Here is a 12,470-nt window from a genome sequence, read left to right on the forward strand (position 1 = left end):
TAATTTGTGCCAAGCCCGGCACATTCCCCACGCGCGTGACATTTACCATGTCGTTATGTTGAGCGAATTCGGTTGTGAGACTGCGCAGTTAGCGCCTATGCTCATGCAAAAGCTGATAGATATCGACGGCTTGCGTCGCCGATGTTCCGGGGGATCACACATCACACAGGTACCGAAACTGCCGCAGGACTTGGGGAGTGCCAGGATCGACGTGCAGATACCCCAATAGCCGACACAAAAGCGATTTCGAATTTAAAGGAGAAGACCATGAAAACAACTTTGATGCTTTCAACCGCTGCAGCGATGATGCTGTCGTCCGTGGCGGTGCATGCCGATACTTTGCGCCTGCTGACCTGGGGCGGCTACGCGCCTGAAGAGGTCATTGCCAAGTTCGAGGCGGAAACCGGTCATACCGTCGAAGTCACGAAATCCAACAACGAAGAGATGATTGCCAAGCTGCGCGCCACCAATGGCGGCGGCTTTGATCTGGCGCAGCCCAGCCAGGACCGGATCGCCGGGGCGCAGGCTGAATTTGGCATCTATAAGCCAATTGACATGTCCAAGATCGACAAAAACCTCTTTATCCCGTCGATGTTGGAAGCCACCAAGATCTACACCACGCTGGAGGGCGACGTATACGGCGTGCCGCATGTCTGGGGCACCAGCGGTCTGGTGGTGAATACCGCCGAAGCGGCAGGCGTGCAGGACTATACGGATCTTTGTGGCGCCGATGTTGCGGGCAAGGTGTCTTATCGTCTGAAACGCCCGACGCTCATTGGTTTTGCCTTCTCCATGGGGCTCGATCCCTTTGCCGCTTATGCTGACCCGGATGCCTATCAGGAGGTATTGGATCAGGTCGAGGCCAAACTGATCGACTGTAAGGCCAATGTGAAGACCTATTGGGATGGTGGCGACGAGATTAAGAACCTGCTGCGGTCGGGCGAGGTCACGGCCTCCATGGCCTGGGACACCGGTGGCTGGCAGCTGAACGACGACAACAAGGACATCACCTTTGTGGCGCCCAAGGCTGGGGCGCTGGGGTGGATCGACACCTTCGCCATTCCCTCGCGGGGCCGCGCGGATGAGGCCGCCTATGCCTGGATCAACTTTGTCATGCGCCCGGATATTGCGGCGATGATCACCAATACCGCGGGCAACTTTACCGCCTCGCAGGGGGGTGATGCGGGTGTCGATGCTGCGCTGAAGGAAAAGTATCAGGCGAGCTTTACCCCCGAAGCGCTCAACAACATCAAGTGGTACCCTGCAGTACCGCCCGGGTTGGAAGCGCTGGAAGGGGCCACGTTGGACCGCATCAACGCGGCCAAGTAACCCGTTTCGAAGATACGACCTGTGGAGCGCGGATGCCGCGCTCCATCTTTTTCGCGAAAGCCTGACCCATAATGTCCGACATCCCCGACCTCGAATGCCGCGCTGTTTCCAAAAGTTATGATGATTTTCAAGCGGTTCAGGATGTAAGCTTCAGCGTTCCCAAGGGCACATTCTTCTCCATTTTGGGACCCTCGGGCTGTGGCAAGACCACGCTCTTGCGTATGATCGCAGGTTTTCAGAATCCGACCGGGGGCGATCTGCTCATCAAGGGCAAATCGGTGCTGGAGGTGCCGCCCAACAAACGCCCGGTGTCGATGGTGTTTCAACACCTCGCCCTGTTCCCGATGATGAACATCGGGGCCAATGTGGGCTTTGGCCTGCGCCAGCTTGGGGTCAATAAGACCGACATCAAGGCACAGGTGGAGCGGGTGCTGGAACGGGTTGGTCTGGGTGGCGTGGCGGAGCGATCCGTCTCATCGCTTTCCGGCGGGCAGAAACAGCGTGTGGCCATCGCGCGCTGTATGGTGCTGGAACCCAGCGTTTTGCTGCTGGATGAACCGCTGGGTGCGCTCGACCTGAAACTGCGCGAGCACATGAAGGTGGAGCTGAAAAAGCTGCAATCCGAATTCAACACCACCTTTGTCTACATCACCCATGACCAGTCCGAAGCGCTGGTGATGAGCGATCAGATCGCGGTGATGAACAAGGGGGCGTTTGAGCAGATCGGCACGGCCAAGGACCTCTATTACCAGCCCCAAACCGCATTTGTGGCCGGGTTCGTCGGTGAGGCGAACAAATATACCGCCAAGGTCGAGGCAGCGGCGGCAAATGGCCTGCATCTGGTCACCCGCGACGGCGTTCACCTGCGCGGCGTCGACACCGGCGACAGGCTTGGACAGGGTGATACCGCGCAGGTTTTTGTGCGCCCAGAAGCGATCCGGTTGTCACGCAAGAGCGCGGATATGGATCAAATGGCCAATACCGGCGCGGGGCAGGTGGAAAGCGTGCTTTTCAACGGGGCCAACAGCCAGTTGATCCTGCGCGATGCGCGCACGGGCAGCGAGTTGAACGTGGCCCTGCCGCAAACCGCCGAATTTCGTGACCTGACGAAAGGGGATCAGATCCATTTCGGCTGGGAAGCGGATCAGACCCGATGCTATCGGCAGGGCACCTGAGATGACGTCGGACAAGTCCAAACTGGGGTTTATCCTGCTGCTGGCGCCTTTGCTGATCTGGCTGATCACGCTGATCGTGCTGCCGCATGTCGGCATGTTTCTGGTGTCTCTGCGGGAAAAGACCGGCATTCGCGAATATGAAACCAGCTTTGCCAATTACGCGGTGTTCTTTAACGAACCGCTCTATTGGAATACCTTTGCCCGCACCGCCTATATGTCTATTGCGGCCACGGCGCTGACGCTGCTGATCGGCTTTCCGGTGGCCTATTACATCGCGAAACTGACCCGAGGGCGCACCAAGACCACGCTCTTTCTGATGTGCCTCATTCCGTTCTGGGTCAGCGAGCTGGTGCGGACTTTCGGCTGGATGATCCTGCTGCGCGAGACCGGCGTGCTGTCGTCCTTCCTGCAATATCTCGGCGTGGTCAGCGGGCCGGTGGAGTTCCTTTACAATGACGCGGCGATCATGACGGGGCTGGTCTACACCTCCATGCTTTTCATGGTCGTCCCGCTTGTCACCACGCTCGACAGCCTCGATGACAGTCTGATTGAGGCGGGCTATGATCTGGGCGGCACCAATTGGTCGATCCTGCGCGAGATTATCATCCCGCACGCCATGCCGGGGATCGTGTCGGGCTGCATCGTGGTGTTCATGCTGAGCCTTGGCAATTATCTCACGCCCATCCTGCTCGGTGGCAAGGACAGCCTGTGGTTCACCGGGCTGATCTACAACCAGTTCATCACGCGGTTCAACTGGGAGCTTGGCTCCGCCTTTGGCTTCTTGCTGCTGGGGCTATCCTCGCTGATCGTGTTTCTGGCGCTGAAACTGTCCGGGCAGTCGCTGGGCAAGACGATGGGGCGCTGAGATGATCACGACGATCCCGCAATCGGCCCCGTTCAAGTGGTCCTACCGGCTCTATGTAACGCTGTTTTTCCTCTACCTCGCGCTGCCGCTGGTCACGGTCTGTGTCTTTGCCTTCAACGACAGCGTCTTTCCCTCGCTGCCGTGGGACGGCTTCACATGGGACTGGTTTTTCGGCACCGAAGCGCCCCGCATCGGGGTCTTTCACGAACGCCCCATTCTGCGCGCCATCGTCACCTCCGGCGTCGTCGCTTTCTGGGTCTCGGGCCTCTCGGTGATCGTGGGGACCTGCAATGCCTTCCTCTTTGTGCGCCATGATTTCGCGGGCAAGAATTTCCTCTATATCCTGATGCTGTTGCCGCTGATCATCCCGGGCATCATCCTGGGCATCTCCATCCTGGTCTTCAGCAGTTCCATCGCCAACGCGCTGGAGGAGGCCACGGGGCTCTGGTTCGACGGCCTGCGCCCGGGCTTGCTTCTGGTGATCCTGGGGCAGTTTTCCTTCATCACTACTTTCGCCACGCTGGTGATCTCCGCCCGCCTGCAAAAGTTCGACACCAGCCTCGAAGAGGCGGCGCTCAATCTCGGCGCCACGAAATGGGGCGCGATCCGTCAGGTCACGCTGCCGTTCCTCTTCCCGGCGATGCTGGCGGCCGCCGTGGTGGCGGTGCTGATGAGTTTTGAGAATTTCAACACCACGCTGATGCTGGTGGGATCAGACGCGCCCTTGACGGTGACGATGTTTGATCGGCTCAAGCTCGGATCGACGCCGGTGCTGAACGCGGTCTCACTGCTCCTGATCATCGTCTCGGCTCTTCTCGGCCTCTTGTCTCTGGTGCTGAAACGCTAACGGTCTCCCCAAAGATCCATACCGCCGGCATAGATCAACCGCAGGGCCAGAATGGTCAGGATGCCATTCAGCACCAGTTTGAACCGCGCCTCGTTCATGCGAAACAGCACGCGCCGCCCGACCATGGTGCCCAGAAAGCCTGAGAGGATCAGCAGAACGATCAGACCGGCCCACTGCGCAAAGGCAAAGCCCAGCAGGCCAAAGGCCGCGGTTTTCAGCAGATGCTGGAGGGTCATGAAAGTTGCATGGGTGGCCACATGTTGGACCCGGTTCAATTCAATCGATTTCAGATAGGTTGCGACAAAGGGGCCGGTGGCCCCCACGAACATGGTCAGAAAGCTGGAGATAGCGCCCGTCAGCGCGGCGGATTTGCGCAAGAAAGCCGGGGGGCGGGACACGACGCTCCACAGGATAAACGCGCCCAGGGTGATCTGCAGCGTGCCCGCATCCAGTTGCACGACAAAGGCGCTGCCCAGGGCAATGCCGATCAGTGACCCCAGCAGAAACGGCCCGACAGCGGAGCGGTATATCTCCCGGCGGAACAGATAGGTGCGCCCGGCGTTGGAGCCCACTTGGACCAGACCGTGCACCGGAATGACGGCCACAGCGGGCAAGAGCGTGGCAAGGGCGGCCAGCACAACCGCGCCGCCGCCGATGCCAAAGGCCGCCGTGATGAAGGAGCCCAGAAAGCTCACGGCGATCAGGAGGGTTGCGATGGGCCATCCAAGCCCGGCGTGGATGAGATCGGCGGTCATGCTGTTATTCTAGCGGTCGCATGATTGGCCCGCATGAGCATCAGACAACGGTGACGGTCATGCTGCCCAGCCCGTCAATCGCCACTTCGATCACGTCGCCTCTGACCACCGGGCCGACGCCGGCGGGCGTGCCCGACATGATCACATCGCCCGCCGCCAGTTCGAAATACTCCGACAAATAGGCAATCATTTCCGGGACCTTCCAGATCAACTGGTTCAGGTCACCCGCCTGCCGCAGATCGCCGTTGACCTTCAGCGAAACGGCTCCCTCATCGAGATGCCCCACCTGAGACGCGGGGTGGATCGGTCCCACCGGGGCGGAGCGCTCAAAGGCCTTGCCGATCTCCCAGGGACGCCCGGCCTTTTTCATCTCGCCCTGAAGATCTCTGCGGGTCATGTCGAGCGACAGCGCATAGCCGAAGACGTGCTCCAGCGCATCCGCCACCGCGATATTGGTGCCGCCCGACCGCAGCATGACCGAAAGCTCGGCCTCATGGTGCACATCCGCGGTTTTCGGCGGGTAGGGGAAGGTGCCGCTGGGGTCGAGGTTGTCAGGATTTTTCTGAAAGAAGAATGGCGCTTCGCGGTCCGGGTCATGCCCCATTTCAATCGCATGGGCCGCGTAGTTGCGACCGATGCAGTAGACCCGGCGCACCGGGAAAAGCGCGTCCGTATCTGCAATCGGCAAGGCAACAACGGGCGGTGTTTCAATGGCATAAAGTGGCATATGGTGACCTGAGGTGGTGAGCGTTCGGGCGCACCATATACCGTTTGACGGTGATCACAATCGCAGGCCTGCCGGTCTGTTTTCCGTGGTTTCACCACAAGAAAGGCGCGGGATGAGGGGCAAAACCAATCCCGACCAAGCTCGGTTGCAGGTGTCAAGCCAGGCAACCGGCGAAAAGGCCGCAGCCAGCGGTGTCGGTTTGTCTTGCGCATCCGTAAAAATGCGCCATGTCTTTAGGGACATCGGCACAGGGCAATCCATGGTATTGAAGATTTCCAATCTGGCAAAGCACTACGGCACCGGCGCGGACGCCGTTGTGGTGCTGCAGGATGTCTCCTTTGCCATGTCGCGCGGCGAGACACTGGCGCTGGAAGGCGAATCCGGCAGCGGCAAAAGCACGCTTTTGCATCTGGTGGCCGGGCTCGATGCCGTAAGCGGTGGCAAGATCGAGGTGGACGGCGTTGATATCACGCGCTTTTCCGACGCTCAGACCGCGCAGATGCGCCGCGATGCCGTGGGGCTGATCTTTCAGCAGTTCAACCTGATCCCGAGCCTGACGGTCGAGAGCAACATCGCCTTTCACGCGCGGCTGGCCGGTCGCCATGACCCACGGCTGGCCGCGCATTTGTCGGAGAAGATCGGATTGCAGGACCATCTGGCGAAGTATCCCGAGGCCTTGTCCGGGGGACAACAGCAACGCGTTGCGATTGCGCGCTCCCTTGCGGCCCGTCCGAAACTGTTGTTGGCGGATGAGCCCACGGGCAATCTGGATGAAGCGACGGCGGACGCGGTGCTGGGGTTGATGTTGGAAAGTGCTGCTGAAACCGAAACGGCCATCCTGATGGTCACCCATTCGCCCCGACAGGCGGCGCGCATGCAGCGGCGCCTGACCCTGTCGCGCGGTTCTGTGCGCGGCACCGAGATGTCCGCGGCCTCCGCATGACCTGGCTGGGCCTCACCGCCTTGCTGTCGCATTGGCGCGCCAATCCCTGGCAATTGATCACGCTGATCGCGGGGCTCGCTCTGGCCACCGCCCTATGGTCCGGGGTGCAGGCGATCAACGCCGAGGCGCGCGCCAGCTATGACACGGCGGCGGATCTGGTGACGGGCAGCGGGTTGCGCCAGATGCGCCGCGCCGACGGGGCCGTGCTGAGCACAGCGGAATATGTGGCGCTGCGCCGGGCGGGTTGGCAGGTGAGCCCGGTGCTGGAAGGGCAGTTGCGCCTCAAAGGGCAGTCGCTGCGCCTGATCGGGCTGGAACCTCTGACACTGCCGCAAACTGCCCCCCGCGACGAGGCCGCTACAACAAGTGCCTTTGCCCAGACCGATCTCTTTGACAGCGCTGAAACGGTGGTTGCACATCCCGAGGACGCGGCGCTCTTTGAAGGGATGTCCGTGGAGGTCAGGGCGGATGACACCCGCGCTCAGGGCACTGCGCTCACGGATATCGCCACCGCGCAACGTTTGCTAAACACCCCGGATCAGATCACCCGACTGATTGTGGATGCTGCACAGCCGCTGGGTCTAGAACCTTTGCCGGACCGCTATGAGATGTCCCAGCCCGCGCCCCAGAATGATGTCGCGCGGTTGACGGAGAGCTTTCACCTCAACCTGACCGCCTTTGGTCTGCTCTCCTTCGCTGTCGGGATTTTCATCGTCTACGGTGCGGTCGGGCTGGCGTTCGAACAACGGCGCGCTGTCTTCCGCACGCTGCGCGCTCTGGGAGTGCCGCTGCGTACGCTGATGGCGCTCCTCGCGCTGGAACTTGGCGTCTTCGCGCTGCTGGCCGGGGCCGTGGGCGTGGCGCTGGGGTATCTCATTGCTGCGGCCCTTTTACCGGATGTTGCGGCCACATTGCGCGGCCTCTACGGGGCGGAAATCACTGGTCAATTGCAATTGCGCCCGGCGTGGTGGCTGTCTGGCCTCGGCATGGCCCTGGCGGGCACCGGCGTTGCGGCAACCGCGGCCCTGATCAAGCTCGCGCGCCTGCCGTTGCTGTCCTTCAACCACCCTCGCGCCATGAGCATGCATGCCGCGGCCAGCGCGCGGTGGCTGGCGCTGCTGGCCTGTGTCCTGCTGGTGGCCGGGCTGGCGCTCGCGGTGTGGGGGCAGGGGTTGTTTGCCGGGTTTGCGCTGCTCGCCTGTTTGCTGATCGGGGCGGCGTTTTTGTTGCCCTTGCTGCTGGGCGGGGCGCTGAACCTGGCAGGCCACCTGCATCAGGGCGCATTGGCCGCATGGTTCTGGGCGGACAGCCGCCAGCAATTGCCGGGCCTCTCCATGGCGCTGATGGCGCTGTTGCTGGCGATGGCCGCGAATATCGGCGTCTCCACGATGGTATCGAGCTTCAGGCTGACCTTCACCGGCTATCTGGACCAGCGCCTTGCGTCCGAGCTTTATCTGAATACCAGAACCCCGGCGCAGGCCGCCGCCATTACCTCCTATCTTGAGGAGAAGGGCGTGACGGTGCTGCCGATCCTTTCCGAAGATCTGCGGATTGGCGGGTTGCCTGCAGAGATCTACGGCGTACGCAACCACGCGACCTACCGGGAAAACTGGCCCGTGCTCGCGGCCCTGCCAGCGGCCTGGGACCGGCTGGCCGCAAGCGAGGGGGCGTTTATCAATGAGCAACTGGCCAGACGCAATGATCTCGCCCCGGGTGATTATCTGGAGACCGGCGATCTGATCCTGGGCGTCTACAGCGATTATGGCAATTCAGCCGGGCAGGTCGTGATCTCAGAGCCGCAGTTTGCACAACGCTACCCGCAAAAGCGGGCACAGCGATTTGGGTTGCGAACGCAGGACCCAAGCGCACTGGCAACAGATCTGCGGCAACGGTTCGATCTTGCCGAAGATGCGCTGATCAATCAGGCGGATCTCAAGGCCTTCTCGCTGTCCGTCTTTGAGCGCACCTTTTCGGTGACTGCAGCGCTGAACCTGCTGACGCTTTCTGTGGCGGGGCTTGCCATCCTGATCAGCCTGCTGACGCTGGCAAGCCTGCGGTTGCCGCAGCTCGCCCCGGTCTGGGCGCTGGGGCTGACACGGCGTCACCTGGCTATGCTGGAGTTGCTGCGGGCGGTATGCCTGGCCGCGGCCACGGGGCTGCTCGCCATCCCGCTGGGTCTGGCGCTCGCCTGGGTGCTGCTGACAGTGGTGAATGTCGAGGCCTTCGGGTGGCGGTTGCCGATGTTCCTGTTTCCCTGGGAATATCTCAAGCTGGGGATGCTGACGCTGCTGGCTGCTGTGCTGGCGGCGCTCTGGCCCGCGATCCGACTGGCGCGCACCCCACCGGACCGATTGCTGCGCGTGTTTAGCAATGAACGGTAAGTCTTTGATCATAATTACCATTGCGTGGCTTCTGAGCGCTGCGATCGTCGCCGCACAAAGCTTTGCGGGCCTGGGCAGTGACGCGGAAGGGTTCGATCTGCCCGAACGCGGCACCCCCTTTGAGTTTCCTGCCGATCACGGGGCCCACCCCTCTTATCGCATTGAATGGTGGTATCTGACCGCCAACCTGAAGGATGCCGCTGGCATCGACTATGGCCTGCAATGGACCCTGTTCCGCAGCGCGTTGGAACCCGAAGAGCGCCCCGGCTGGGACAGCCCCCAGCTTTGGCTGGGGCATGCGGCTGTCACCACTCCCACGGCGCATTACGTGGCGGAGCGACGCGCGCGCGGGGGCATCGGGCAGGCCGGGGTGATTACGGACCCCTTCGAGGCCTGGATTGATGACTGGCAAATGGCGGGTGCGGAGATGGAGGTCATGACCCTGCGCGCATCGGGCACGGATTTCGCCTATGACATGCAGCTCGAAGCACAGGGGCCTTTGATCTTTCACGGGGACGGCGGGTATTCCCAGAAATCCGCCTCGGGACGGGCGAGTTATTACTATTCGCAGCCCTTCTTCGAGATTTCCGGCACCTTGATGCTGCCCGATGGGCCGGTCGAGGTGACCGGACAGGCGTGGTTGGACCGTGAGTGGGCCTCGCAACCGCTGGGCGCATCGCAGGTCAGTTGGGATTGGTTCTCGATGGCCTTCGAGGGAGGCGACCGCCTGATGGGCTTCACCCTGCGGGACAGCGACGGGGGCGATTATACGGCGGCCACATGGATTGACGCGGATGGCACAACGACCCCGTTTCCGGACGGCGCGTTTTCGGCAAAACCGCTCACCACCAGCGCTGTGGCAGGGCGTCGGGTGCCCACCCGCTGGCAGGCTGTCTTGCCGGAGAAAGGCGTCGATGTCACGGTTGAGGCGCTGAACCCGCAGGCCTGGATGGCGACCTCCATCCCCTATTGGGAAGGTCCGGTGCGGATCAACGGCACCCACGCGGGGCGCGGGTATCTGGAAATGACCGGCTATTGAGCAGGGGCGACTGACGTGGGTTATGCCGCCTTGATGGGCCAGCGATCTTTTCGCGGGTCGCTGTAGCGCGTATTCTGCCCCCCAACCACGAGGAGTTTCAGATGAGCCGTCTTGGAACCATGACGCGTCGGGGCCTGATGATCGGGGCCGCAGCCATCGCAGGCGGCGTGGCCTTTGGCACCTACCGCGTGATGACCCCTCACGCGAACCCGCTGGCTAGGGGTCTGGCACCCGATGCGGTCAGCTTCAACCCATTTGTGCGCGTAACACCCCGGGGCATCACCCTGATTGCCCAGCATGTGGATGTCGGGCAGGGGGCGGCCTCGATGCAGGCCGCTTTGATCGCCGAGGAGATGGACATAGCCTTCGGTCAGTTCGAGATCGAACAGGCACGCCCGGATCCTGCCTATTACAACACGGCGATGGCGGATGAAGCGGTGCCCTTCATGTCGACGGACACCGGCAGGGTGGCGGAAACGATGCGCGGCGCAATGGGCGCGATGATCAAACTCATGGGCACGCAGGTGACCGGCGGCTCCACCTCTGTGCCCGATGGTTTTGACAAGCTGCGCATGGCAGGTGCGGTCGCCCGCGAAACGCTGAAAGCCGCCGCGGCGGTCGAAACGGGCGTGGCGGTCGACAAGCTCCGGACATCGCAGGCCGCGGTGATCCTGCCCGATGATACGGAGATTGCCTATACGGCCCTTGCGGCAACGGCTGCGACGCTGGAGCCGGTGACCGATGTGGCGCTGCGCGATGCAAGCGCATGGCAGCTGATTGGCAAGCCGATGCAGCGGCTGGATATCGTCGCGAAATCGACGGGCCAGCAAACCTATGGGATTGATCTCAAGATCGACGGCATGGTGCTGGGTGCGGTGCGCTGCAATCCACGCAAGGGCGGGGCGCTGAACGGCTTTGATGCCAGCGCTGCCGAGGCCATGCGTGGCGTGCAACAGATCATACCGCTGGCCAATGGTGTCGCGGTGATTGCTGAAAACACCTGGTACGCGCTGCAGGCGCTGGAGGCGATTGACTATGACTGGGGGCCAGCGCCTTATCCCGCGGAGCAGGACGATCACTGGGCCGCTGTCGCCCAGGCTTTCGCGCCTGAAGCATTGGACCGGGTCTGGCGCGATGACGGCGATGCATCCTCGGCAGTGACCGATACACCGGATGTCACCGTCGAATACCGGGCACCCTATGTGGCGCACCAACCGTTGGAGCCATTGAGCGCGGTGGTGCGGGTGACAGAGACACAGGCCGATGTCTGGGCGTCGCACCAGATGCCGCGTTTCGTGCAACAAAGCGTCGCGAAACAGACGGGGCTGGCAGCCGATCAGGTGGTGTTTCACAACCAGTTCGCGGGCGGCAGTTTCGGCCACAGGCTGGAATTCGACAACATCGACAGGGCCACAGAAGTTGCGATGCAGCTCAAGGGCACGCCGGTCAAACTCATGTTCAGCCGCGAAGAGGATTTCGCGCAGGATTACCCGCGCCAGATCGGCATGGCACGGGCCAAAGGTGCGGTGCAAGACGGGCAGGTGACAGCCCTCGATCTGGAGATTGCCACACCTTCCGCAGTGCGCAGCCAGATGGGCCGTGTCGGACTGCCGGTGCCCGGGCCGGATACGCAGATTGCCGCCGGGGCCTGGAACGCCCCCTATGCCATCCCGCACTTTCGCGTCGCGGCCTATGCCGCTCCGGAACTGGCACCGACAAGTTCGTGGCGGTCAGTTGGCGCCTCCACGGCGGGGTTTTTCGGCGAATCTGCGTTGGATGAGGTGATCCATGTCGCTGGCGCCGATCCGATGGCCGAACGGTTGCGGCTGGTCGACGATCCGGTGGCCAAGGCTGTTCTGGAGGCTGTCGCGGATATGTCCGACTGGGGCAGCGCATTGCCTGCGGGCAGGGGGCGTGGTGTTGCGCTGGTCAATTCCTTCGGCGTGCCCGTTGCAGAGGTCGTCGAGGTCACCCAGACAGCGGAGGGCCTCAGGATCGACCATGTTTATGTCGCCGCGGACGTTGGCCGCATCGTGGACCCGGTGAATTTCGAAAACCAGGTGCAGGGCGGTGTGATCTGGGGGTTTGGGCATGCGATCAATTCCGAGATCACCTTCTCCGATGGGCGGGTTGAGCAGTCGAACTATTATGACGCCGAGGGCATGCGGCTCTATCAGACACCTGAAATCCATGTGCGCGGGCTGGAGAATGCGGAGAAAATCCGCGGCATTGGCGAACCCCCGGTGCCCCCGGCGGCCCCCGCCCTGGCCAACGCGATCTTTGCCGCCACCGGTCAGCGGATACGGGAAATGCCCTTCAACCGTCATATCGATTTTATCTGAAGGCCGGTCTGCGCTGTTGCAGGGGTGCGGATTGATGGTATTTGACGTGCCAGGATCTCCGCAGGAC

Annotated in this window: 10 protein-coding genes; 8 read left to right on the forward strand and 2 right to left on the reverse strand. The window is 62.0% G+C overall.

Annotated elements, in window-relative coordinates:
• Nucleotides 1-267 precede the first annotated feature (267 nt).
• The 4 genes from Q1A63_RS21880 (at nt 268) to Q1A63_RS21895 (ending at nt 4,216) form a co-directional block, all read left to right on the forward strand.
• Nucleotides 268-1,329 (forward strand): extracellular solute-binding protein, encoded by a 1,062-nt coding sequence (locus Q1A63_RS21880; protein WP_298975208.1) that lies wholly within the window; start codon nt 268-270, stop codon nt 1,327-1,329.
• A gap of 71 nt (nt 1,330-1,400) precedes the next feature.
• On the forward strand, nt 1,401-2,504 hold the full coding sequence (locus tag Q1A63_RS21885; protein WP_298975206.1) for an ABC transporter ATP-binding protein: 1,104 nt from the start codon (nt 1,401-1,403) through the stop codon (nt 2,502-2,504).
• A gap of 1 nt (nt 2,505) precedes the next feature.
• On the forward strand, nt 2,506-3,369 hold the full coding sequence (locus tag Q1A63_RS21890; RefSeq protein WP_298975204.1) for an ABC transporter permease: 864 nt from the start codon (nt 2,506-2,508) through the stop codon (nt 3,367-3,369).
• 1 nt (nt 3,370) lies between these two features.
• Nucleotides 3,371-4,216: an ABC transporter permease subunit gene (locus tag Q1A63_RS21895; RefSeq protein WP_298975203.1), complete on the forward strand. Its 846-nt coding sequence runs from the start codon at nt 3,371-3,373 to the stop codon at nt 4,214-4,216.
• Here Q1A63_RS21895 and Q1A63_RS21900 read toward each other — a convergent pair.
• Together Q1A63_RS21900 and Q1A63_RS21905 are read right to left on the reverse strand one after the other, a co-directional pair.
• On the reverse strand, nt 4,213-4,971 hold the full coding sequence (locus tag Q1A63_RS21900) for a sulfite exporter TauE/SafE family protein (RefSeq protein ID WP_298975202.1): 759 nt from the start codon (nt 4,969-4,971) through the stop codon (nt 4,213-4,215). The two genes, Q1A63_RS21895 and Q1A63_RS21900, sit on opposite strands and share 4 nt — an antisense overlap.
• A gap of 40 nt (nt 4,972-5,011) precedes the next feature.
• Nucleotides 5,012-5,698 (reverse strand): fumarylacetoacetate hydrolase family protein, encoded by a 687-nt coding sequence (locus Q1A63_RS21905; protein ID WP_298975200.1) that lies wholly within the window; start codon nt 5,696-5,698, stop codon nt 5,012-5,014.
• Nucleotides 5,699-5,957: 259 nt separating this feature from the next.
• Here Q1A63_RS21905 and Q1A63_RS21910 point away from each other — a divergent pair, with 259 nt between their 5' ends.
• From Q1A63_RS21910 to Q1A63_RS21925, 4 genes are all read left to right on the forward strand, one after another.
• On the forward strand, nt 5,958-6,641 hold the full coding sequence (locus Q1A63_RS21910; RefSeq protein WP_298975198.1) for an ABC transporter ATP-binding protein: 684 nt from the start codon (nt 5,958-5,960) through the stop codon (nt 6,639-6,641).
• Nucleotides 6,638-9,022 (forward strand): FtsX-like permease family protein, encoded by a 2,385-nt coding sequence (locus Q1A63_RS21915; RefSeq protein WP_299632480.1) that lies wholly within the window; start codon nt 6,638-6,640, stop codon nt 9,020-9,022. Before Q1A63_RS21910 ends, Q1A63_RS21915 begins: the two co-directional genes overlap by 4 nt.
• Entirely contained in the window at nt 9,012-10,061 is a 1,050-nt protein-coding gene (locus Q1A63_RS21920; RefSeq protein ID WP_298975194.1) for a lipocalin-like domain-containing protein, read from the forward strand. Before Q1A63_RS21915 ends, Q1A63_RS21920 begins: the two co-directional genes overlap by 11 nt.
• A gap of 101 nt (nt 10,062-10,162) precedes the next feature.
• On the forward strand, nt 10,163-12,403 hold the full coding sequence (locus Q1A63_RS21925) for a molybdopterin cofactor-binding domain-containing protein (protein WP_298975192.1): 2,241 nt from the start codon (nt 10,163-10,165) through the stop codon (nt 12,401-12,403).
• Nucleotides 12,404-12,470: the final 67 nt, after the last annotated feature.

This window comes from uncultured Roseobacter sp. (assembly GCF_947499265.1).
GTDB lineage: Bacteria > Pseudomonadota > Alphaproteobacteria > Rhodobacterales > Rhodobacteraceae > Roseobacter.

Coding starts and splice junctions, on each gene's coding strand:
- Q1A63_RS21880 (WP_298975208.1), top strand. CDS start 268: ATGAAAACAACTTTGATGCTTTCAACCGCTGCAGCGATGATGCTGTCG.
- Q1A63_RS21885 (WP_298975206.1), top strand. CDS start 1,401: ATGTCCGACATCCCCGACCTCGAATGCCGCGCTGTTTCCAAAAGTTAT.
- Q1A63_RS21890 (WP_298975204.1), top strand. CDS start 2,506: ATGACGTCGGACAAGTCCAAACTGGGGTTTATCCTGCTGCTGGCGCCT.
- Q1A63_RS21895 (WP_298975203.1), top strand. CDS start 3,371: ATGATCACGACGATCCCGCAATCGGCCCCGTTCAAGTGGTCCTACCGG.
- Q1A63_RS21900 (WP_298975202.1), bottom strand. CDS start 4,971: ATGACCGCCGATCTCATCCACGCCGGGCTTGGATGGCCCATCGCAACC.
- Q1A63_RS21905 (WP_298975200.1), bottom strand. CDS start 5,698: ATGCCACTTTATGCCATTGAAACACCGCCCGTTGTTGCCTTGCCGATT.
- Q1A63_RS21910 (WP_298975198.1), top strand. CDS start 5,958: ATGGTATTGAAGATTTCCAATCTGGCAAAGCACTACGGCACCGGCGCG.
- Q1A63_RS21915 (WP_299632480.1), top strand. CDS start 6,638: ATGACCTGGCTGGGCCTCACCGCCTTGCTGTCGCATTGGCGCGCCAAT.
- Q1A63_RS21920 (WP_298975194.1), top strand. CDS start 9,012: ATGAACGGTAAGTCTTTGATCATAATTACCATTGCGTGGCTTCTGAGC.
- Q1A63_RS21925 (WP_298975192.1), top strand. CDS start 10,163: ATGAGCCGTCTTGGAACCATGACGCGTCGGGGCCTGATGATCGGGGCC.